The organism is Curtobacterium sp. ODYSSEY 48 V2 (genome assembly GCF_023712625.1).
GTDB lineage: Bacteria > Actinomycetota > Actinomycetes > Actinomycetales > Microbacteriaceae > Curtobacterium.
In genome coordinates this window covers 173,639-195,653 of record NZ_JAMAXX010000004.1, presented here as the reverse complement: position 1 = coordinate 195,653, position 22,015 = coordinate 173,639, and the positions used below count along the sequence as shown (strand labels likewise).

Below are 22,015 nucleotides of genomic sequence, written 5' to 3'. Positions count from 1 at the left end.
GACGCGCGTCCGACCAGGGGATGACCCGGATCAGAAGCCCAGACGGCCGAGCTGCTTCGGGTCGCGCTGCCACTCCTTGGCGACCTTGACACGGATGTTCAGGTAGACGTGGCGACCGCCGAGCAGCGACTCGATCTCGGCCCGGGCACGTGATCCGACGTCCCGGAGCCGCTCGCCGCCCCGCCCGATGACGATCGCCTTCTGGCTGTCGCGCTCGACGAACAGGTTCGCGAAGATCCGCAGCGGTCCGTCGGGGTCGTCCTCGTCGTCGGGCTCGACGACGTCCTCGATGACGACCGCGAGCGAGTGCGGCAGCTCGTCGCGGACGCCCTCGAGCGCGGCCTCGCGGACGAGCTCGGCGATGCGGTCCTCGTCGGTCTCCTCGGTGACGGTGGAAGCGTCGTACAGCTGCGGCGACTCGGGCAGCAGCTTCGTGATCTCGGCGAGCAGCACCTCGAGCTGCAGGCCCTTCGTCCCCGACGTCGGGATGATCGTGTCCCACTCCCGCAGCTGGGACACCGCGAGGAGCTGCTCGCCGACGCGGTCCTTCGGGGTGCCGTCGATCTTCGTGACGATCGCGATCTTCCGCGCCCGCGGGTACTGGTCGAGCGACTCGTTGATGAACCTGTCGCCCGGCCCGATCGGCTCGTCGGCCGGCACGCAGAAGCCGATCACGTCGACGTCACCGAGCGTCGACTGCACGAGGTCGTTGAGCCGTTCGCCGAGCAGGGTGCGGGGGCGGTGCACACCCGGGGTGTCGACGATGATGACCTGGCCGTCGGGCCGGTGCACGATGCCCCGGATGGCGCGTCGCGTGGTCTGGGGCTTCGACGAGGTGATCGCGACCTTCTCGCCGACCAGGGCGTTCGTCAGCGTCGACTTGCCGACGTTCGGACGCCCGACGAAGGAGACGAAGCCGGCGCGGTACGGCCGGCCCGGTGTGTCGGTGCCCGTGGCCGCGTCGGTGTCGGTGTCCGTCTCGGTGCCGTGGTCGGGTTCGTGGTCGGTCATGCGTTCGGGGTTCCCGTCGTGCTCGGAGTGGTCTCGTCGAGGGCGTCCTCGGCGTCCTGCAGGGCGGCGCTCCGCTCGGCGAGGACGGTGATCAGGTGGCGGCGCTTGCCTTCGACACGGTCGGCGGTCAGCGCGACCCCGGAGACGGTGGCCTGCTCGCCGCGGACCGGCAGCCGGCCGAGCTCCTTCGTCAGCAGGCCACCGGCGGTGTCGACGTCGTCGTCCTCGAGCTCGACGCCGAAGAGGTCGCCGAGCTCGTCGATCGGCATGCGGGCGGAGATGCGCCAGACGCCCGGGCCGACCTCGGTCCGGTCGACCACGGTGCGGTCGTACTCGTCGGAGATGTCGCCGACGAGTTCCTCGATGAGGTCCTCCATCGTCACGAGCCCGGCGACGCCGCCGTACTCGTCGACCACGAGCACCAGGTGGTTCTTGGCGACCTGCATGTGCCGGAGGGTGTCGTCCGCGGGCTTCGACTCGGGGACGAACTCGGCCGGTCGCAGCAGCGCCGTCACCGGTTCCCGCTCGCTGCCGGGCTGCTCGTACAGGGCGCGGGAGACGTCGCGCAGGTAGAGCACGCCGAGCACGTCGTCGCTGTCCTTACCGGTGACCGGCATGCGCGAGACGCCGGCGACCAGGAACCGTTCCATCCCCGCGGCCAGGGTGGCCTCCCCGTCGACCGTGAGCATGTCGGTCCGGGGCACCATGACCTCGCGCACCAGGGTGTCGCTGAACTCGAAGACCGAGTGGATGAGCTCGCGGTCGTCCTGTGCGAGCACGTTGCTCTCGGTCGCCTCGTCGACGAGCGAGAGCAGTTGCTCCTCGCTCGACACCGTCGATGCGCTGCGGCCACGGCCGGGGGTCACCCGGTCCCCGATCGCGACGAGGAGCCCGGCGAGCGGACCGAGCACGATCCGGACGGCGCGCACGAGTCCTCCGGTGGCGCCGATGAGGCGCTCGGCGTGTGCGCGTCCGACGCTGCGCGGGCTCGACCCGACGAGCACGAACGACACGGCCGTCATGATCGCAGCGGACACGACCAGGGCCACCCACCAGGTGTCGAACACCGTCACGAGGGCGATCGTGACGAGCACCGCGGCGGCGGTCTCGGCGAGCACGCGGACGAAGTTCAGGGCATTGACGTGCGCGCCGACGTCGTCGGCCACGGCCTCGATCGCACGACGGTTACGGCTGCCACGGGCGATCTCGTCGAGGTCGGCGCGGGACAGCACGGTGAGCGCGGCGTCGGACGCGGCGAGCAGACCGCCGACGACGACCAGGACGAACGCCGCCGCGAGCAGGACGGCGACGAGCACCATCAGGTCACCGCCCGCGTCGCTGTGCCGCGAAGGCGGAGAGGATCTCGCCCTGCAGCCCGAACATCTCGGCCTTCTCCTCCGGCTCGGCGTGGTCGAAGCCGAGCAGGTGGAGGATGCCGTGGCACGTGAGCAGCAGCATCTCGTCGGTGGTGGTGTGCCCCGCGGTCTTCGCCTGCTCGGCGGCGACCTGCGGGCACACGACGATGTCGCCGAGCAGCCCGGCCGGTGTCGGCTCGTCCTCGGTCCCCGGACGGAGCTCGTCCATCGGGAAGCTCAGGACGTCCGTCGGACCCGGCTCGTCCATCCACCGGACGTGCAGCTGCTCCATCGCGCCCTCGTCGACCAGGACGATCGCGAGCTCCGCGTCCGCGTGGACGTGCAGCGCGTCGAGCGCGAAGGCGGCGAGGCGCTGGACGGCCTGTTCGTCGACCTCGACACCCGACTCGTTGTTGAGCTCGATGCTCACCGGTTGCCTCCTCGGGCGTCGTTCTGGGGGTACGGGGACTGCTGGCGGTCCTGCGGCGGGCGCCCGCGACGCTCGGCTCGGTTCGCTCCGGCGGGGTTGCCCGTCGGCGCGGTCCCCCGGCCGGCGGGACGGTGCCCGGCCTGCTCCGCCAGACGTTCCTCGTCGTACACGGTGTAGGCGTCGACGATCCGTCCGACCAGGGTGTGGCGGACGACGTCCTCGCTGCCGAGCCGGGCGAAGTGGATGTCGTCGACGTCGCCCAGGATCCGCGTGACGAGCCGGAGACCCGACAGGTTGCCGGGCAGGTCGACCTGCGTGATGTCACCGGTGACGACCATCTTCGAGCCGAAGCCGAGGCGCGTCAGGAACATCTTCATCTGCTCGGGCGTGGTGTTCTGCGCCTCGTCGAGGATCACGAACGAGTCGTTCAGCGTCCGACCGCGCATGTACGCCAGCGGTGCGACCTCGACGGTGCCGGCTGCCAGCAGCTTCGGGACCAGCTCGGGGTCCATCATCTCGTTGAGGGCGTCGTACAGCGGGCGCAGGTAGGGGTCGATCTTGTCGGTCAGCGTGCCCGGCAGGAACCCGAGCCGCTCGCCCGCCTCGACCGCGGGACGGGTCAGGATGATGCGGGTGACCTCGCGCCGCTGCAGTGCCTGGACGGCCTTCGCCATCGCCAGGTAGGTCTTGCCGGTGCCCGCGGGGCCGATGCCGAAGGTGATGGTGTGCTGGTCGATGGCGTCGACGTAGGCGCGCTGCCCGTCGGTCTTCGGCCGCACCGACTTGCCGCGGCTCGCCACGATCGGGGTGCCGAACGTGTCCGAGGGCTTGCGGTCCTCGTCGAGGATCCGCGCCGACGTCGGGATGTCGGCCGGACCGATGTCCTGCCCGCGCTTCACCATGCCGACGAGCTCGTCGACGAGCGCGTGGGCACGGGCGACGTCGCGCTCGGGTCCGGTGAGCGAGACCTCGTTGCCGCGGACGAGCACCCGGACGCCCGGGTACTGCCGCTCGACCGTCTTGAGCAGGCGGTCCTGCGGGCCGAGGAGCTGGACCATCGCGATGCCGTCGACCCGGATGTCGACGACGACGTCGGACGGGTCGGACACGGGTCGGGTCGTGGGTCGGTCCGGTGCGGGCGCGTCGGACGCGGGGTGGACGGAGTCGTCAACCGGCAAGGAGATTCCCTTCGTGCAGATCACCTGCGAGGACGTGCGCGTGCACGTGGAACACGGTCTGACCGGCGGCTTCGCCGGTGTTGAAGACGAGACGGAACTGGCCGCCGGCCCGCTCGTCCGCGATGCGGCGGGCGGTCGCGACGACGTGCGCCAGCAGCTCGGGGTCACCGGCGGCGAGCTCGGTGACGTCGCGGTACTCCTCGGTCTTGGGCACCACGAGCACGTGGACGGGTGCCTTCGGGGCGATGTCCTCGAACGCGATCACCCGGTCGTCCTCGGCCACGATGGTCGCGGGGACCTCGCGCGCGACGATCCTCGAGAAGATGCTCGGCTCGCTGCTGCTCATGGAGACCATCGTAGGACCCGCCTCCGACGCCGCTACCAGCGCCCGAGCATGGTCTGCAGGACGGCCAGGGCGGACGGTCCGGCGGTCGAGGTGCGGAGCACGGTGTCCCCGAGCCGCACGCGGACGGCGCCGGCGGCCTCGAGCCGGTCGAACTCGGGACCGTCGATCCCGCCCTCGGGTCCGACGACCAGGACGATCTCGTCGACGTCGGCCGGCGGCTCCCACGCCGAGAGCCGCACCGCGCCGACCGGGTCCAGCACGACCAGCGCACGCCGCGCCTCCCGGCCGACCGCGGCCAGCTGCGCCGTCGTCACCGGTGCGTCCACCGTCGGGACGCGCGACCGGACCGCCTGCTTCGCGGCCTCCTGCGCGATCGCCGCCCACCGGGCGCGTCCCTTCTCGACCTTCGCGCCGTCCCACCGCGACACGCTGCGCGCTGCCGCCCAGGGGACGATGCGGTCGACGCCGATCTCGGTGGCTGCCTGCACCGCCATCTCGTCACGCCCGCCCTTCGCGAGCGCCTGCACGAGCACCAGCGCCGGACGCGGTTCCGCCTCGACGTCGACGTCGGCGACCGTCAGGGTCAGCGTGTCCTTGCCGGTCGACGCGACCGCGCCCGTGACGACCGTGCCCCGGCCGTCGGAGAGGCGCAGCGTCTCGCCGACGCGGACCCGCGCGACCGAGACGGCGTGTCGGCCCTCCGCGCCGTCGAGCGACACCGCGTCACCGGCGCCGAGGTCGTCGAGGGTCCCCGGACCGACGAGGTAGAGCGATGCCATCAGAAGTTGAAGAAGCGGTCGCGGAGCTTGCCGAACATGCCCTGCTGGAAGCGGGCGAGCTGCGGTCCCGGTGCCTTGTGCGTCTTCGCGAGCTGCTCGACGAGCCCACGTTCCTTGTGCGAGAGCTTGGTCGGGGTCACGACCTGCACGCCGACGCGGAGGTCGCCCCGGCCGGTGCCGCGCAGCTTCGTCACGCCGCGGTCCTTGATGACCAGGACGTCGGCGCTCTGCACGCCCGGACGGATCTCGAGCTCGACCGGCCCGTCGAGCCCGTCGATCGTCGTGTGCGCGCCGAGGATCGCATCGGTCATCTGGACCTCGAGCGTCGCGAGCAGGTCGTCGCCGTCGCGGCTGTAGACGTCGTGGTGGCGCACCTTGACCTCGAGGTACAGGTCGCCGGACGGGCCGCCCGCGGGTCCGACCTCGCCCTGGCCCGGCATCTGCAGGCGCAGCCCGGTCTCGACGCCGGCGGGGACGTCGACGGGGATGGTCCGGCGGGCGCGGACGCGCCCCTGGCCCTGGCACGTCGGGCAGGGGCTCGGGATGACGGTGCCGTAGCCGCGGCACGTCCCGCAGGGCGCGCTGGTCACGACGTTGCCGAGGAGCGAGCGGACCTGGCGCTGGATGTGCCCGGAGCCACCGCAGATGTCGCAGGTGCGGGGGCTGGTCCCCGGCGCACAGCACGAGCCGTGGCACGTGTCGCAGACGACGGCCGTGTCGACCTCGACGTCCTTGTGGGTGCCGAAGACGACCTCGTCGAGGTCGACCTCGATGCGCAGCAGGGCGTCCTGCCCGCGCTCGGCACGGCTGCGCGGACCGTTGCCGCGTCCGCCGCCGCCACCCCCGCCGAAGAAGGCGTCGAAGATGTCGCTGAAGCCACCGGCGGCACCGCCGCCGAAGGGGCTCTCCTGCGGGCCGGCGTCGTAGCGTCGGCGCTGCTCCGGGTCGCTCAGCACGTCGTACGCGTGCGTCACGTCCTTGAAGCGCTCGGCCGCGTCCGGGCTCGGGTTGACGTCCGGGTGGAGCTCGCGCGCCAGCCGTCGGTAGGCCTTCTTGATGTCGGCATCGGAGGCGTCCGGCTGGACGCCGAGGACGTCGTAGTGGTCTGCCACGGTTCCCTCAGTCGGTTTCGGTTCGGTCGGTGGGTCGCGGCGGTCGCCGCGGTCCGGTCTGGAGGCGCGGAGCCGGTCCGCTGGACACCGCGCGTCGGGCGCAGGGTCCGGTCAATGTTCGCCCAGCAGCTTGGACAGGTACCGTGCGACCGCACGGACGGCCGCCATGTTCGTGCCGTAGTCCATGCGGGTGGGGCCGAGGACCCCGAGTCGGGCGACCGCTCCGCCGCCGGCGAGGTAGCCACCGGCGACGATGCTCGTCGCGTCGAGGCCGTACTCGGCGTTCTCGACGCCGATGCTCGCGGCCACGGCCACGTCGTCCACCTGCATCTCGCCGAACAGGCGGAGCAGGGTCACCTGCTCCTCGATCGCCTCGAGCACGGAGAACAGTCCGCCGGAGAAGTCGCGTTCGCTCTTCGCCAGGTTCGCCGCGCCGGCCATGACCAGGCGGTCCTGCCGGTTCGCCGCGACCTGCTCGATGAGCGTCGCGACGACGACGCCGCCGAGGGTCTGCGCGTCCGGACGGAGCTGCTGCGGCACCTCGCGCAGGGCACGCGGGACGTCCTGCAGCAGGAGCCCGACGCTCGCCCCGTTCACGACGGTGCGGAGCTCGGTGAGCGACCCCTCGTCGAGGGGGACGTCCGTCTCGACCACGCGCTGCTCGACCCGGGCGGTGTCGGTGATGAGCACGACCATCAGGCGGGTGTCACCGAGCCGGACGAGCTCGACGTGCTGCACGCGTGCGCGCACCATCGACGGGTACTGCACCAGCGCGACCTGGTTGGTGAGCTGGCTGAGCAGGCGGACCGTGCGACCGAGGACCTCGTCGAGGTCGTTCGGCGTGCCGAGGAAGGTCTCGATGGCGTGGCGCTGCGCGCTCGACAGCGGCCGGGCTGCGGCCAGGTGGTCGACGAAGAGTCGGTACCCCTTGTCGGTCGGCACCCGCCCCGACGAGGTGTGCGGCGCCACGATCAGCTGTTCGTCCTCGAGCTGCGCCATGTCGTTGCGGATCGTCGCGGCGCTGACCCCGAAGGCGTGACGCTCGACGATCGTCTTCGAGCCGACGGGCTCGCGCGAGGCGACGTAGTCCCGCACGATCGCCTTGAGGACCTCGAGGGAGCGTTCGCTGACCATCCGGACCCCTTCCGTTCGATGCTGGCACTCGGACGTGTCGACTGCTGATCCTACGCCCGACCGCCGACCGACCGGGACCGCCGGGGCCCACGCCGGTACGCTCACGGCATGAGCTACGGACAGCAACCGGGCGGCCCGCAGGACGGCCGCTACGGCCAGCAGCAGGGCGGACCCCAGAACCCGCAGGGACCGCAGTACCCGGCCGGCTTCACGCCGCCCCAGCCGATGTCGCCGGAGGACCAGCGACTCTGGGCGACGCTGACGCACGTCGGCGGCATCTTCTTCAGCCTGGTCGTGCCGATCATCGCCTACCTGGTGCTGCGCGACCGCGGGCAGTTCGTGAAGGAGCACACCCGTCAGGCACTGAACTTCCACATCACGATGGCGATCGCCGGGTTCGTGTGCAGCCTGTTGGCGTTCGTCGTCATCGGACTCGTGCTGCTGCCGATCCTGTACGTGATCGTGATCGTCTTCGCGATCATGGCCGCCCTCGCGGCGAACCGCGGTGACTTCTACCGCTACCCGCTCACCATCGAGTTCATCAAGCAGTAGCGCGCGAGCGACCGCCGGCGCGTCAGTCGAGCAGCTCGCGGACGACCGCGTCCGCGAGCAGCCGGCCCTGCAGGGTGAGCTCGATGCGTCCCCGCACCGCGGCCGTGCCGTCCACGAGGCCACGCGCGATGAGACCGGCGACCCGGCCACGTGCCTCCCGGCCGAGCTCCGCGGTGGTGAGCTCGCCGCGGACGCGCGCGGCGAGCAGCACCCGTTCGACGTACCGGGTGTCGGCGTCGAGCGTCTCGCGCCCCGCCGCGGGCGACTCGCCTGCCAGCACCCGGTTCGCGTACGCGGCCGGGTGCTTCACGTTCCACCAGCGGGTGCCGGCGACCGCGGAGTGCGCACCCGGGCCGACGCCCCACCAGTCGTGGCCCTTCCAGTAGGACAGGTTGTGTCGGCTCGCGTGGCGCTCCGGACCACCGGCCTCGTCGGTGCGCGCCCAGTTCGAGACCTCGTACCAGGAGTACCCGGCGTCGGCGAGGGTCCGGTCGGCGAGCTCGTACATGTCGGCGGCGAGGTCGTCGTCCGGGGCCGGCAGGTCGCCGCGGGCCACCATGCGCCCCATCGCCGTGCCGTCCTCGACGATGAGCGAGTACGCCGACACGTGGTCGGGCGCGCAGGCCAGCGCGGCCTCGAGCGAGGTGCGCCAGTCGTCGAGCGACTCCCCCGGGGTCGAGTAGATGAGGTCGAGGCTGACGTCGAGGCCCTGCTGCTTCGCGAGGTCCACCACGACCGGAACCCGCTCGGGGTCGTGGGTCCGGTCGAGCGTCGCGAGGACGTGCGGGACGGCCGACTGCATGCCGTAGCTCATCCGGGTGAACCCGCCGCGCTGCAGGGTCGCGATCGCGTCCGCGTCCACGGAGTCCGGGTTCGCCTCGGTGGTGACCTCCGCCCCCGGCAGGATGCCCCACGTGTCGTCGATCGCCCGGAGGATCATCACCAGGTCGTCCGCCGGCAGCATCGTCGGCGTGCCACCGCCGAAGAACACCGTCGAGACCGGGCGTCGCGGCACCCCGGAGCGGTCGAGGACCTCGGCCGCCCACCGGATCTCCTGCACCGCGTGGCCGGCGTAGTCGTCACGGCGCACCCCGCGCAGCTCGGACGCCGTGTAGGTGTTGAAGTCGCAGTAGCCGCACCGCACCCGGCAGAACGGCACGTGGACGTAGACGCCGAAGGGGACGTCGCCGGCGCCGGGGCCAGGGGTGAGCAGGCCGTCCGCGGGAGCGGGATCGGCGATCGGGAGCGCACTCGGCATGGACTCCATTCTCGGCCATGATGGAGCCATGGAGCACCACACCGTCCCCACCACGGTGCTGTGGGACATCGACGGCACCCTCGTGCTGAACGCGGCGTCGCCCGGCAACCTGTACCACCTGGCCGTCGAGCGCGCGGTCGGCCGCGACCTCGTGCTGAAGGTCGGACACCAGCACGGCCGGACTGACGCCGGGCTCATCGCGGACCACGTCCGGGCACACGACCTCGACGACGCGCTCATCCCCACGGTCAGCCGGCACCTGCGCGACCTGACCGACGAGCGCTACGGCCGGGGCGAACGCCGCTCCCCCGCCCCCGGAGCCGCCGCGCTCGTCCGCCGGTTCGCCGGACTCGGCTGGCGGAACGGCCTGCTGACCGGCAACTCCGAGCACCGGGCCCGCGTGAAGCTGGGCGGGGCGGGCTTCGACCTCGGCGCCTTCGACTGGGAGCACTCGTACTTCGGGGACGCGGAGGTCGAGCGCACCGGCGTCACCGCACGCGCCGCCGCCGCCCTGTCCGGGGAGCGAGCCGTCATCGTCGGCGACACCCCGCGGGACGGCGAGGCGGCCGACGCGGTGGGGATCCCGTTCGTCGCGGTCGCGACCGGGGTCTACGAGGTCGACGCCCTGCGTGGGACGAGCGCGGTGTGCGTCGCGCGGGACTGCGTGCAGGACGCCCGACTGCTCGAGGAGGCGATCGCCGCGCTGCCGCCGCTGCGCTGAGCGGCGGCGGCGGTGGCGGTCGGTCGGTGCGCCGTACCGAGCACGCGGTCGGACGCCTCGTGTCGACCGGTCAGTCGCCGCGCAGTGCGCTGAGGTACTTCGCTGCCATGACCCGCTGCTGTCGACGGAGCAGCGGCGCCACGAACGCCCACTTCCGGCTCGACGGCTGCGAGAACTGGCGGACCTGCAGCCACACCGAACCGTCGCTCGTGCGCTCGACCACGAAGGACTCCTCGCCGGACAGCGGGTGCCCCTCGAGCGTGCCGTAGGCGAAGCCCTTGCGGTCGGTCTCGTCGATGATCGACACGACGCGGACCGGCGCGTGCACGGTCTGCCCGAACGCGTGCATCTCGAGCGTCGCCGTGGTGCCCGCCGTCAGCAGCGGGGTGCCGTCGGCGGCGAACTTCTCCACCCGGGGCGTGCCGATCGAGGCCGGTGCGATCGGGACACCGTGCTCGTCGAACGTCACCGGGTTGTAGCGGACCTCGTCGTCGTCGGGATGGTCCTCGACCTGCACCCGGATGCCGCTGCGCTCCTGGATCTGCCAGGTCAACGCCTGCGTCACCGCGGTCTCGAACCGGGCGTCGCCGTGGCCGATGCGCGCCCGCGACTCCGCCGGGGTGAAGCCCTCCGGCGGGTAGGTCATGAGGTCCGCCGCCTGCGTGGCACCGACGGCACCGTAGGTCAGGGCGGTCCGGTAGCTGCCGCGGGAACTCATGGAGCCATCGTACCGGGGCCGCTCGGTCCGACCTGTGTCAGCGTGGCGTGACGGCGAGGTTCCGCCACTCGGCCTCGGTGCCCTGCTCGCGGATCCCGACCGCGCCGCTCGTCGACGAGCAGGCACCGAAGGACACGCGACCCTGGACGGGTGTCCCGCCGTCGGCCGGTGACGCGGTGGCCGTGATCGTGCAGCCGACCGCCTCGACGGTGAGGTGCCACCACTCCTCGGCCTGCACCGTCCGACCGAAGGACACGAACGACCCGACGAACCCGGGCGACCGGTGCTCGCCGATGGTCATCCCGGTCGCGGTGATGCCGACGGAGTAGGCGCGCATCGAGTCGATCCCCGTGGACGGGTCGTTCACCCGGACGACGAGACCCGCGTCGCTGCCCGACCTCGGGGTGCGCATCAGGCGCACGTCGCCCGTCAGGGTCATGTCGCCCCAGACCCGGTTCAGGACCTGCTTGTCCCCGGTGTTCGCGTAGGCCGTGCTGCGGATCCGTTCCTCCTGCTGGTCGATCGCCCACGTGCCCCCGAACACCCGCGCGGGCGCTCCGTCCTCGAACCGGCCCGTGGCGAGGGTCGAGTTGTACGGGTCCGCCGCGAGCGAGGGTGCGAGGGCACCCGCTGTGGCCGTCACGAAGCGGTAGCCGGCTGCGCTGCCGTTGCCGCGCAGCCCGATCGCGCCCGACGTCAGGCAGTCGGCCGACGACTCCGAGACGCTCGCCCGCGTCCAGTCGTTCGCGCCGACGGTGGTCGACCAGGCGGTGATGCCGCACCCGGCGGCCTGCACGACCACGTGGTAGAACTGTCCGTTCGCGAGCCTGCCGGGGATCGTCGCGGACGCCAGTCGGGTCGTCGCACCGTGCTTCGTCCGGCTGATCGACAGCGTGTTGTCCGTCCGGTCCAGACCGATCGAGTACCCCGTGAACGCATCGGCACCCGGAGCGGGATCCGTGACGCGGACCAGGAGCCCTGCGTTCGTCCCGCTGTTCACCTGGACGTCCGCCTGCATCGTGTAGTCCGTCCACGACGGGTCACCCGTGACGGCCTTGGGCCCGTCGGAGGAGCCTGCCGTCTCGGTGAACGTGCCGTAGCCGAACTGCGTCCGGGTCGTCCAGGAGCCGCCGTAGGTCCTCCACGCCCCCTGCCCTCCGGCGAAGGAGTCACGGAACGGCAGGCCCGTCAGGGCGTAGTCACCGACCGTGCTCGCGGTGCTCCGGTTCGACGACGCCGCCGTGTACGCGGCGAGGGTGGGATCGGCCGTCGTGGTGACACCGGTCGCCACGGTGAGCGCCACGACGAGCGCCCCGGTGAGCACGCCCGCCGTCCTGGCACTCACGACGACACCGCCGGGAGGTCCGTCGCAGGGTCCTCCGTGTGCCCGGGATCGGGGACACGGAGGCTCTGCGACCGGGCCAGGAGGGCCCCGACGACGAGGGGTGCGGCGCAGAGCAGGGCGAGCACCGCCCAACCGAGCGGGGAGAGGTCGAGTCGAGCGGCGAGCGCGACCGCGCCGTCCGACCCCGGAGGCAGGGGCACCTGACCGACGGCACCGCTGACGAGCCGGTCGGACGCACCGGACGGTCCGACCACCCGGATCGGCAGCAGACCGGTCGAGACCACGTGTGCCACCGGCCGCGTCCCCGGGTCGACGCCGGTCACGACGAGGGCGGCGAACGGTCGGAAGACCGTCACCACGCCGGCCAGCACCGCGGCCGAGCCGAGCAGGCGAGCGGCGGTCCGCGGAGCGCCCGCGCCGAGGAGCCCGGTCAGGAGCCAGACGAGACCGACCCCGCCGACGGACCACGGCAGCATGCGGAGCGCCCACCCCGCACCGGGCAGGACTGCGACGACCCTGCCGACCACGTCAGCGCGGCTGACGGTCCAGCCGTCGGCAGCACCGTTCGCGTCGCCCTTGGTGGTGAACGCGCCGTCCCCCACCGCGCTGATGCGGTGCGTGTAGGGCAGTCGAGGCGCCGTCCCCCCGCCCTCGGCGACCGGTGGGACGAAGGTGATGACGTCGCCGACGGCCAGCCGGTCCGGTCCGGGCGGCAGGGTGACGACGAGCGAGCCGACGGGTGCCGTGCGGCCCATCGAGGGCGTCCGGACGTCGAACGTCCGGACGCCCGCGGCCGTCGCGGCCCCGACACCGAGCAGCACGAGCAGGACGACGGCGACGGTGACGACGAGCCGCACCCGCACCGCGCGGCCGGGAGCACGCCGGCGACCAGTCGCGGGGACGCCGATCGCGTCCCCGGTCTCCGCCACCGTCATGCGGTGAACGTCCACACGAGCGACTGGCTCATGCTCTGCGCCTGCGAGTCGTTCGGAGCCGCCGGGTCGAGGGCGACCGACACGACGGCGGTACCGCCCTGACCGGCCGCAGGCGCCGGGCTGATGGGGAAGGTCCGCCCGCCGACCGCCGCGGCGCTCTCCCCCGAGACCACGGTCGTGGTCCCCGTCGGCGTCGTCCACGTCACGGTGACGCGCAACCAGGAGCAGATGCTGTTCGACGTCGAGACGGTGCCGATGCAGGTGCCGGGGGTGAGCGAGAAGGCGGACGCGGCGACCCCTCCGGTGTTCCTGATCACCGTGGAGGTGCCGCGCGTCGTGTCCCCCGGCCGGAGGTCCTTGCCCGCGTAGAGGTCGGTCGAGCAGGTCGTGGTGGCCGTGGCGGTGCTCCTGCACGCCACGGTCGAGGCGTCAGGGCCCTGCGTCATCTCGATCGAGACGGTGTTGGCGGTGTTCGTGGTGTTCGAGATCGACGCCGTGTACGCCGACGTCGTGCCGGTCGCCGTCAGTGCGAGGGCGACCGAGGCGACGAGTCCCGCCGCCGTGAGGAGCCAGCCCGTGCGCACCGAAGCCCGCGGGACGATCGTCGAGTGCCTTCCCACGACGGCACCGTCAGGCCGAGAACGTGAACGTGAGGGCCTGTGAGAGGGTCACACCCGACGTCGGCGCGGTCGCCCCGTCCGGGAGCGAGACCTGCACGGCCAGCGGGTAGCGCTCGCCTGCGGCGGGTGGGTAGGGCAGCGTGATCGCGTTCGCCGCGAGGTACGCGGGCGTCGTGGACGCGGGCAGCACGTCGGCGCCGCGCCAGGTCATCTTCACGACGAGCTGGCGGCACAGGTCCGACCCGCTCTCGGGCGTGGTCGCGCACGGTCCGCCGGTCAGCCGGAAGCCGGTGGGCGTCGCCGTCCCGGTGTTCTCGAAGAAGATCGTCCGGGGTTCCGACCGGCCCCCTGGTCGCAGGGACTGGCCGCCGTAGAGGTCCGGGTCGGTGCAGCTCGCCGTGCCGTCGGCCGCGGTCGTGCACGCACCCGGCGAACCGTCCGCCGTCGTCTCCACGATCTGGATGGTCGAGGTCGCGACCGTGTTGGTGCCGTGCAGGAAGGCCTGCGTGAAGACCGACAGCGTGCCGCTGAAGCTCATGGCGAGCACCACCGCAGCAGCGACGCCGGCGGCGACCAGGACGAGTTCGGACCGTCGGCGCCGTGCGCGGGGGACGGTCGTTGCGTGACGGGACATCGTGGTTCGCACCTCCGTGTGCACCCCGGGTCCTCGAGCGCCGTGGCGCAGGAGCACGCACGGTCCGGGCGGCCGGGTCCACCCTGAACTGAGGGGTCTTCAGTCGCCCTCGGTACAGATGCGACCGTACAGATCGGGTGACCTGCCCGGTCCCCCAGAGTGCGGGCAGACTGCCCGGTCCACCCACCGCATCCGCGGAGGACCAGGCCGGCCGCCCCCGAACCCCCGGCGGACTGCGCCCCGATCTCGTCCGCTTACCGCACCGGGACGAGCGGATCCGGGAACGACGGAGCCCCGCTCGTGGCGGGGCTCCGTCGTGCTGCTCGTGCTCGCTGCGGCTACTTCTTCTTCTCTTCGACATCGCCCGAGAGCGCTGCGATGAAGGCTTCCTGCGGGACCTCGACGCGACCCACCATCTTCATGCGCTTCTTGCCCTCCTTCTGCTTCTCGAGGAGCTTGCGCTTGCGGGTGATGTCACCGCCGTAGCACTTCGCCAGGACGTCCTTGCGCATCGCACGGATGCTCTCGCGGGCGATGATCCGCGCACCGATCGCGGCCTGGATCGGCACTTCGAACTGCTGCCGCGGGATGAGCTTGCGGAGACGCTCGGTCATCAGCGTGCCGTACGCGTACGCCTTGTCGCGGTGCACGATCGCACTGAACGCGTCGACCTGCTCGCCCTGCAGCAGGATGTCGACCTTGACGAGGTCGGCGGCCTGGTCGCCGGTCGGCTCGTAGTCGAGCGAGGCGTAGCCCTGCGTCTTGCTCTTCAGCTGGTCGAAGAAGTCGAACACGATCTCGCCGAGGGGCATCTCGTACCGGATCTCGACGCGGTCCTCACCCAGGTACTCCATGCCGAGCAGGGACCCGCGTCGCGACTGGCAGAGCTCCATGATCGCGCCGACGTAGTCCTTCGGCGCGAGGATCGCCGCACGGACCATCGGCTCGCGGACCTCGACGATGCGACCGCCCGGGAACTCGGAGGGGTTCGTGACCTCGGTCACGGTCGTGTCCTCGTTCGTGACCTCGTAGATCACGCTCGGGGCCGTCGTGATGAGGTCGAGGCCGAACTCCCGCGACAGGCGCTCGGTGATGATCTCGAGGTGCAGCAGGCCGAGGAAGCCGCAGCGGAAGCCGAAGCCGAGCGCCACCGAGGTCTCGGGCTCGTACACGAGGGCCGCGTCCGACAGCTTGAGCTTGTCGAGCGCCTCGCGCAGGTCCGGGTAGTCGGAACCGTCGATCGGGTACAGCCCCGAGAACACCATCGGCTTCGGGTCCGTGTACCCGGGCAGTGCCTCGGTCGCCGGCTTCTGCGCCGTCGTGACCGTGTCACCGACCTTCGACTGCCGGACGTCCTTCACACCGGTGATCAGGTAGCCGACCTCGCCGACCGACAGTCCCTTCGTCGGCTTCGGCTCGGGCGACGACACACCGATCTCGAGGATCTCGTGCGTCGACCGGGTCGACATCATCTGGACCTTCTCGCGCGGGTGGATCGTGCCGTCGATCATCCGGACGTACGTCACCACGCCGCGGTAGCTGTCGTAGACCGAGTCGAAGATCATCGCGCGGGGGGCCGCCTCGACGTCGCCAACCGGCGCCGGCACGGTCCGGACCACGCGGTCGAGGAGCTCGGCGACACCGACACCGGTCTTGCCCGAGACGCGGAGGACGTCCTCCGGCTTGCCACCGATGAGCTGCGCGAGCTCGGCGGCGTACTTGTCGGGGTCGGCCGCCGGCAGGTCGATCTTGTTGAGGACCGGGATGATCTCGAGGTCGTTCTCGAGCGCCAGGTACAGGTTGGCGAGCGTCTGGGCCTCGATGCCCTGCGCCGCATCGACGAGCAGGATCGCGCCCTCGCACGCCGCGAGCGAGCGCGAGACCTCGTACGAGAAGTCGACGTGCCCGGGGGTGTCGATCATGTTCAGGGCGAAGGTCTGTCCGTCGAGCTCCCACGGCATGCGGACGGCCTGCGACTTGATCGTGATGCCGCGCTCGCGCTCGATGTCCATGCGGTCGAGGTACTGCGCACGCATCGCCCGCTCCTCGACGATGCCGGTGATCTGCAGCATGCGGTCGGCCAGCGTGGACTTGCCGTGGTCGATGTGCGCGATGATGCAGAAGTTGCGGATCGCCTCGGCCGGGGTCGCGGCGGGCTCGAGCGGCGCGGATGCTTGTGGGCTCACGGTTCCTCAGGGGGTCGGTGCGGTCGAACGATTGTCCCACGGTTGCACACGGGCAGCGCGCACCGCAGGCCGACCTGTGGAGGCGCGCCGGGGCCCTGGACGGTGTGCAGGACGGACCGGAGGCGCGTGGTCGTGCCCGTCACGGGCCTCCCGTCCGTCAGACGGTCACGCTGGCGGGCGCCGGCAGCGCTCCCAGGCCACGACGGAGGTCGTCGACGGTCGCCGCCAGGCAGACCCGGATCCACCCCTCACCGGACCGACCGAAGGCGCTGCCCGGGGCGACCGCGACGTGCTCGCGGTGCAGGAACGCCAGCGCCCACTCGGCGACGTCGCCCTGCGACGCGTGCGAGACGTCGATCCACAGGTAGAAGGCGCCGCGCGGGTCGAGGTAGCGGATGCCCGCTGCGTCGAGGACCTCCTTCGCGACGGCGAGGTTCGCTCGGTAGTGCTCGCGTGCGTCCTGCACCGCCTGGTGGTCGCCCACGATCGCCGCCAGCGCGGCCCACTGGTCCGGCTCCGCGACGCAGCTGATCATCGCCTCCTGCGTCGTGCGCATCGTGGGCCCCATGCCCTTCGGCGTCACCAGGTAGCCGACCCGGACACCGGTCATCGCGTACGTCTTGCTCAGCGAGAAGGCGGTGAAGACCCGGTCGTCGTCATCGAGGGCCGCGATGCTCACGTGACGCGTGCCGTGGGTGAAGTACTCGTAGACCTCGTCGCTGATCACCCACAGGTCGTGCCGCTTCGCCAGGGCCAGGAGCGCGCGCAGGGTGTCCTCGCCGAACACCGAGCCGAGCGGGTTCGACGGCGAGTTCACCACGATCGCACGGGTGTGCTCGGTGACGCTCGCCTCGAGTGCCGCGAGGTCGGGTTCGAAGTCGTGCTGCGGCTCGAGCCGGTACGGCACGGGGGTGGCACCGATGATGTGCGCGTTCATCGTGAAGGTCGTGTAGCCGGGGTCGGGCACCAGGACCTCGTCCCCGGGGCTCAGCACGAGGGTCATCGCCTGGAACAGTGCCTGGGTCGCGCCGATCGTCGTCCAGACCTGCTCGACGTCGACCTCGATGCGGTTCTCGCGACGGAGCTTGTCGCGGATCGCCGCACGGAGCGGTGCGATGCCGCCGTTCGGCGTGTAGTCCGTGCGGTCCTCGGTCCACGCGCGGCGCGCGGCCTCGCCGATGTGCGGCGCGACCGGGACGTCGGGCTCACCGATCACGAGCATCGCGACGTCGGTGTCGTCGGCTCGCAGCAGGGCCGCCTGCTCGTAGACGCGACGGATGCCGGAGGCGGGGACGGAGTCGATGCGTGGAGCGAGGGATGGCACCTCGTCACGGTAGCCCGTCCGTGTTGCGGGGGCGTTTCCGCCGTGCGGCCCTGGCACGGAGCACGGCGCGTCGGGGCTTTGGCGGTCCGTGGGTCTGCTGGTAGGGTTGGTGGCTGGCTTCCGCGTTCCCCGCCCACGGGTGGAACGCGATGCGACAGAGGGCCCCTCTACCCGACGTCGCGACCACCCGTAGCAGACGAACAAGGAGCAACACGCATGGCGAACATCAAGTCGCAGATGAAGCGCATCAAGACCAACCTCAAGGCCCAGGAGCGCAACAAGGCCTACCGCTCGGAGCTCAAGACGGTCATCCGCCACACGAACGAGGCCGTCGTCGCCGGCGACAAGGACAAGGCCGTCGCAGCGCTGGCCCTCGCGTCGAAGAAGCTCGACAAGGCCGTGAGCAAGGGCGTCATCCACAAGAACCAGGCGGCGAACCGCAAGTCGGCCATCGCCAAGAAGGTCTCCGCGCTCTGAGCGTCTGACACCTGCACGAGAGCCCCGCACCGATGGTGCGGGGCTCTCGTCGTTGCGGGGCGTGTCCGGGCGGGGCGTGGCGGCGCGGCGCGCTCGTGGCGGCGGCGGCTGCGGCGCCGCGCTCGTGGCGGTGGCGGCGGCAACGCGTGGTCAGCCGCGGCACGACTCGCTCGAGAACAACCGGAAGCACCTCGCGCCACGGAGATCCGTGGCGCGAAGTGCTTCTCGTTGTGCCGCAGCCTCGTCGCGGCGCGCGGTACCCCGTGCGGATCGAACCACGGATCCGACATCGAACCAGCCGATGGTGCTGGTTCGATGTCGGATCCGTGGTTCGTCCCGTGCGAGAACGAGCGGGCGCGTGCACGGGCGCCGCACCGGCACGAGCGGGCACGGGCACGGCGGCCGCGGCTCGGCGTCCGGGTGCGGCCTGGAGGCGCGCCCCGCCTCAGCGCTCCTCGCCGCGACGGGCGATGGTGCGGACCATGACCTCGAGCGCGTAGTGCGCGTCGCGCGAGCCGCCCTTCACCGCCGTGTCCGCAGCCGCGATGCTCGTGATCGCGTTCGCCAACCCGGCTTCGCTCCACCCGGCGACGTCGCGCTGCGCGCGCTGCACCTGCCACGGCGCCATGCCGAGTGCAGACGCCGCCTGGCCGCTCGGCCCGCGGAAGGCGCTGATCTTGGCCATCGTGCGGATCTTGCTCGCGAACGCCGCGACGATCGGCACCGGCGCCTCCCCCGTCGCGAGGGCGTGCCGCAGCTCGACGATCGCCGGGGCCGAGCGTCCTGCGAGCGCGATGTCCGCGACCTTGAACGCGTTGGTCTCGACGCGACCGCCGTAGTACTTGTCGACGGTGCGGTCGGTGATCTCCTCGGCCTCGTCGGCCAGCAGCTGCCGGCACGCCGCCGCGAGCTCCGCGAGGTCGTCGGAGAACGCCGCGACGAGCGTGCGGACCGCCGACGGCGCGATCTTCCGCCGGGCGGCCCGGAACTCGGCGTTGACGAAGTCGATCTTGTCGGTGTCGCGCTTGAGCTCGTCGCACTGGACCTCGACGCCGCCGCCGACCCCGCTGCGGATGGTGTCGAGCAGCTTCTTGCCGCGCATGCCCCCACCGTGTCGCAGGACCAGCGTGACGTCGTCCGCGGGCGCCTGCAGGTAGGAGATCGTCTCGGTGATGAAGGCGTCGGTGCACTTCTCGACGTTCGTCACCCGCACGAGCCGCGGTTCGCCGAAGAGCGACGGGCTCGCGAGCGTCGCCAGGAGGCCGGGGGCGTACTGGTCTGCCTCGAGGTCGTGCACCTCGAGCGCCGGGTCCTCGCCGACGAGCAGGTCACGGAGGACGCTGCTCGCCCGCTCCGCCAGGAACTGCTCGGGACCGGTGACCAGCACGACGGGCGCCGGCCGGACACCGGACCACGGCACCTGGTCGATCTTCGCGGCGGCGCGCGTGGGCTTCTTGGCGGGCATGCGTTCCTTCCGTCGGCTCCGGAGCGAGCTGGTCGGGGGCTGTTCCGATCCTACGGGCCGCCACAGACGGACCTCCCGCCGGACGGACCCCCGTCGTCGTGGCCGGCGCCGTCCGCTCGGTCCAGACCTGCAACGACCCGTCGGCCGATCGCGAGACCACGACGGTGCCCTGCTCGTCGGTGCGGAACGCGGTCGTCCCCGCGGCGCGGAGGGCGTCGAGCGCCGACGCCGTCGGGTGCCCGTAGGTGTTGTCGGCGCCGACGCCGATGAGTCCGATCGGCGCCGCGAGCTGTCGGTACAACGCCGGGTCCTGATCGGCCGATCCGTGGTGGGCGACCTTGACGACGTCCGGGTGCGCCTCGACCAACGGTCGGAGCCGGCGCTGGGCCTGTTCCCCGAGGTCGCCGAGGAACACCCCGGACACACAGGTCGGGCAGGGTCCGTCGGCGGTGGTCTCGAGGACGACACTCGCGTCGTTGCCCGATGCTGACGATCCCGCGCGCGGCCACACCACCCGCCAGCGCAACGCGCCGAGGGTGCCCGACGTGCCGTCGTCCGCGGTCCGGACCTCGACCCCGGCCCGCTCGAGCGTCCCGACGACCCGCTCGTCCTCGGGCCGTCCGACGGGACCGACGAGCGCCCTCGCCACCCGGTCCGCCACCGCCCCGACCGCGCCGACGTGGTCACGGTCGAAGTGGGTCAGCACGAGCAGGTCGACCCGGTCGACACCGACCAGGTCGAGGCACCGCAGCAGCAGTTCCTCGTCGTCCCCGGTGTCGACGAGGGCGACCGGACCGGCGCCGTCGCGCACCAGGACGGCGTCACCCTGCCCGACGTCGCACGCCACCACCGACCAGTCCCCCGGCACGGTCGAGCGCACCACGAGCCGCGGGACGGCCACGAGTCCGAGCCCGATCGCGACGACGGTCCCCGCCGCGACCAGCGCCCACGTCCGTCGCGGAGGATCCACGAGGACGGCACCGGCGACCGCCAGGCTGACCAGCCCCGCCGTCGCGGCTCCGACCGGTCCGGCGGGCCAGTCGAGCGTCGCCGCCGGCAGTGCGGCCGCCCCGTGCGCGACGGCGCCGATGACCGCCGCGGGAGCCCAGGCCACGTGCGCGACGACCGCGGCGCCCCAGGGCCAGACGGGAGCGAGCACGCACGCGGCGAGCCCGCCGACGGTGACGACGGGCGAGAGGGGCTCCGTCAGCATGTTCGCCGGGACCGCGTAGGTCGGGAGGGTCGGGGCGAGCACGACCGTCACGGGCCAGCAGGCGAGCTGTGCGGCGACGGGGATCGCGACCGCCGCAGCGAGGGGCTGCCACCACCGCCGCGCGAGCAGGGCGGTCAGGCGCGGTGCCAGCACGATGATGCCGCCGGTGGCCAGGACCGACAGCGCGAACGCGGGCGCCCGGGCGTACCAGGGGTCCACCACGAGCATGCCGAGGACGGTGAGCGCCAGGAGCGGCACCCCGCGGAGCGGGCGGCCCGACAGCCGGACCGCCAGGACCACCACCGCCATCACCGCGGCACGCACGATCGACGGGTCCGGTCGCACGAGCACCACGAAGGCCACCAGGAACCCGACGGCCGCGACCGCCCGGAGGACCCGAGGGAGCCCGAGCGCCCGGCACCCGGCAACGACGAGCGCGACGACGACGGCGCAGTTCGAGCCGGAGACCGCCGTGAGGTGGGTCAGCGCGGTCGTCTCCATCGCGGACTCCGTCGCCGGGTCGAGTCCGCTGCGGTCCCCGATCGCCAGCCCGCGCAGCAGCGCGCCGCCGGGTTCGGGCAGGTCGCGCGTCACCGCCGTGAAGTCCTGCCGCACGCGCTCCGACGCTGCCAGCAGACCGGTCGGCGGCAGGCTCGTCGGACGTCCGCGCAGGAACACCACCGCCGCGGTCGGTGCGCCGCCGTCGTCGGTCTGCACCGTCGCCCGGGCGTGCAGCACCGCTCCGGCCGACGCACGGAGACGCCCGGCCGGGACCACGCGCACGGGGACCTCGAGCCCGCCCACGTCACCGATCGCCCGCAGCGTGCCCGTGGTCGACCGGTCGGAGGCGGCGAGGTCCCGGGTCAGCACGACCTCGACGGCCACGGTCCGTCCGGCACGGTCGGCGAGCGCCTGCGGCGACCGCGCCGCCGCGCCCACCCCGACCGCCACCGCGACGAGCAGGCAGCACGCTGCCGCGACGAGCACGCCGCCCAGTACGTCGCCCGGCACGCCACCCAGCAGACCACCGCGACCGCCGGACAGCGCTGCACGCCCACGCCGGCCCCGCACCACGAGCGCCAGGACGACCACGGTGCCGGCGGTCGCCGCGGTCGTCGCGCACCACCATGCGAGCCCCGGCGCCCCGACGAGCAGTGCCGCCTCGACCCACGCGGCGGCCACCGGTCCCGCCAGGCGCAGGTCGACGAGGCTCGGCTGCACG

21 protein-coding genes are annotated in these 22,015 nt (G+C 72.3%); 3 read left to right on the top strand and 18 right to left on the bottom strand.

Features of this window, described 5'->3' with window-relative positions; genetic code table 11:
• Nucleotides 1-30: 30 nt before the first annotated feature.
• The 8 genes from era to hrcA form a co-directional block, all read right to left on the bottom strand.
• Nucleotides 31-1,011 carry a GTPase Era gene (gene era, locus M3666_RS07910; RefSeq protein WP_251154954.1) on the bottom strand — a complete coding sequence of 327 codons (981 nt, stop codon included), beginning with the start codon at nucleotides 1,009-1,011 and terminating at the stop codon, nucleotides 31-33.
• A complete protein-coding gene (locus M3666_RS07905) occupies nucleotides 1,008-2,330 on the bottom strand; it encodes a hemolysin family protein (protein ID WP_251154953.1) in 1,323 nt (440 codons plus the stop codon). Before M3666_RS07905 ends, era begins: the two co-directional genes overlap by 4 nt.
• A gap of 4 nt (nucleotides 2,331-2,334) precedes the next feature.
• Entirely contained in the window at nucleotides 2,335-2,796 is a 462-nt protein-coding gene (ybeY, locus tag M3666_RS07900) for an rRNA maturation RNase YbeY (RefSeq protein ID WP_066653869.1), read from the bottom strand.
• Nucleotides 2,793-3,854 carry a PhoH family protein gene (locus tag M3666_RS07895; RefSeq protein ID WP_235426623.1) on the bottom strand — a complete coding sequence of 354 codons (1,062 nt, stop codon included), beginning with the start codon at nucleotides 3,852-3,854 and terminating at the stop codon, nucleotides 2,793-2,795. Before M3666_RS07895 ends, ybeY begins: the two co-directional genes overlap by 4 nt.
• A 109-nt stretch (nucleotides 3,855-3,963) precedes the next feature.
• Entirely contained in the window at nucleotides 3,964-4,320 is a 357-nt protein-coding gene (locus tag M3666_RS07890) for a histidine triad nucleotide-binding protein (RefSeq protein ID WP_066653863.1), read from the bottom strand.
• 32 nt (nucleotides 4,321-4,352) lie between these two features.
• Nucleotides 4,353-5,099, bottom strand: coding sequence for a 16S rRNA (uracil(1498)-N(3))-methyltransferase (locus M3666_RS07885; RefSeq protein WP_251154952.1), 747 nt, complete (start codon nucleotides 5,097-5,099; stop codon nucleotides 4,353-4,355).
• On the bottom strand, nucleotides 5,099-6,211 hold the full coding sequence (dnaJ, locus tag M3666_RS07880; protein ID WP_066653858.1) for a molecular chaperone DnaJ: 1,113 nt from the start codon (nucleotides 6,209-6,211) through the stop codon (nucleotides 5,099-5,101). Before dnaJ ends, M3666_RS07885 begins: the two co-directional genes overlap by 1 nt.
• A gap of 111 nt (nucleotides 6,212-6,322) precedes the next feature.
• Nucleotides 6,323-7,345 carry a heat-inducible transcriptional repressor HrcA gene (gene hrcA / locus M3666_RS07875; RefSeq protein WP_209683023.1) on the bottom strand — a complete coding sequence of 341 codons (1,023 nt, stop codon included), beginning with the start codon at nucleotides 7,343-7,345 and terminating at the stop codon, nucleotides 6,323-6,325.
• A gap of 108 nt (nucleotides 7,346-7,453) precedes the next feature.
• Between hrcA and M3666_RS07870 the strand changes: the two genes are divergently transcribed.
• Entirely contained in the window at nucleotides 7,454-7,897 is a 444-nt protein-coding gene (locus M3666_RS07870) for a DUF4870 domain-containing protein (protein WP_235426567.1), read from the top strand.
• 22 nt (nucleotides 7,898-7,919) lie between these two features.
• Here M3666_RS07870 and hemW read toward each other — a convergent pair whose 3' ends face one another.
• On the bottom strand, nucleotides 7,920-9,155 hold the full coding sequence (hemW, locus tag M3666_RS07865; protein ID WP_066658103.1) for a radical SAM family heme chaperone HemW: 1,236 nt from the start codon (nucleotides 9,153-9,155) through the stop codon (nucleotides 7,920-7,922).
• A gap of 28 nt (nucleotides 9,156-9,183) precedes the next feature.
• Here hemW and M3666_RS07860 point away from each other — a divergent pair, with 28 nt between their 5' ends.
• Nucleotides 9,184-9,876 (top strand): HAD family hydrolase, encoded by a 693-nt coding sequence (locus tag M3666_RS07860; protein WP_066653854.1) that lies wholly within the window; start codon nucleotides 9,184-9,186, stop codon nucleotides 9,874-9,876.
• Between the two features lie 70 nt (nucleotides 9,877-9,946).
• On the opposite strand, the gene M3666_RS07855 is transcribed toward M3666_RS07860, so the two are convergent.
• From M3666_RS07855 to M3666_RS07825, 7 genes are all read right to left on the bottom strand, one after another.
• Nucleotides 9,947-10,594 (bottom strand): DUF1990 family protein, encoded by a 648-nt coding sequence (locus M3666_RS07855; protein WP_066653852.1) that lies wholly within the window; start codon nucleotides 10,592-10,594, stop codon nucleotides 9,947-9,949.
• A gap of 37 nt (nucleotides 10,595-10,631) precedes the next feature.
• On the bottom strand, nucleotides 10,632-11,939 hold the full coding sequence (locus M3666_RS07850; protein ID WP_158407742.1) for a family 16 glycoside hydrolase: 1,308 nt from the start codon (nucleotides 11,937-11,939) through the stop codon (nucleotides 10,632-10,634).
• Nucleotides 11,936-12,874, bottom strand: a complete 939-nt coding sequence (locus M3666_RS07845; RefSeq protein WP_251154951.1) for a S26 family signal peptidase — start codon at nucleotides 12,872-12,874, stop codon at nucleotides 11,936-11,938. Before M3666_RS07845 ends, M3666_RS07850 begins: the two co-directional genes overlap by 4 nt.
• Nucleotides 12,871-13,494 carry a hypothetical protein gene (locus tag M3666_RS07840; protein WP_251154950.1) on the bottom strand — a complete coding sequence of 208 codons (624 nt, stop codon included), beginning with the start codon at nucleotides 13,492-13,494 and terminating at the stop codon, nucleotides 12,871-12,873. Before M3666_RS07840 ends, M3666_RS07845 begins: the two co-directional genes overlap by 4 nt.
• Before the next feature lie 10 nt (nucleotides 13,495-13,504).
• Nucleotides 13,505-14,128: a hypothetical protein gene (locus M3666_RS07835; protein ID WP_251154949.1), complete on the bottom strand. Its 624-nt coding sequence runs from the start codon at nucleotides 14,126-14,128 to the stop codon at nucleotides 13,505-13,507.
• A 338-nt stretch (nucleotides 14,129-14,466) separates the two neighbouring features.
• On the bottom strand, nucleotides 14,467-16,314 hold the full coding sequence (lepA, locus tag M3666_RS07830; protein ID WP_066653837.1) for a translation elongation factor 4: 1,848 nt from the start codon (nucleotides 16,312-16,314) through the stop codon (nucleotides 14,467-14,469).
• A gap of 157 nt (nucleotides 16,315-16,471) precedes the next feature.
• Complete coding sequence (locus M3666_RS07825) at nucleotides 16,472-17,638, bottom strand: pyridoxal phosphate-dependent aminotransferase (RefSeq protein WP_066653834.1); 1,167 nt, start codon at nucleotides 17,636-17,638, stop codon at nucleotides 16,472-16,474.
• A 216-nt stretch (nucleotides 17,639-17,854) separates the two neighbouring features.
• On the opposite strand from M3666_RS07825, the gene rpsT reads away from it, so the two are divergent.
• Nucleotides 17,855-18,115: a 30S ribosomal protein S20 gene (rpsT, locus tag M3666_RS07820; RefSeq protein WP_058729393.1), complete on the top strand. Its 261-nt coding sequence runs from the start codon at nucleotides 17,855-17,857 to the stop codon at nucleotides 18,113-18,115.
• Nucleotides 18,116-18,560: 445 nt separating this feature from the next.
• On the opposite strand, the gene holA is transcribed toward rpsT, so the two are convergent.
• Together holA and M3666_RS17045 are read right to left on the bottom strand one after the other, a co-directional pair.
• Nucleotides 18,561-19,535: a DNA polymerase III subunit delta gene (gene holA / locus M3666_RS07815; protein WP_251155002.1), complete on the bottom strand. Its 975-nt coding sequence runs from the start codon at nucleotides 19,533-19,535 to the stop codon at nucleotides 18,561-18,563.
• On the bottom strand, nucleotides 19,444-22,014 hold the full coding sequence (locus M3666_RS17045; protein ID WP_251154948.1) for a ComEC/Rec2 family competence protein: 2,571 nt from the start codon (nucleotides 22,012-22,014) through the stop codon (nucleotides 19,444-19,446). Before M3666_RS17045 ends, holA begins: the two co-directional genes overlap by 92 nt.
• Nucleotide 22,015 lies beyond the last annotated feature (1 nt).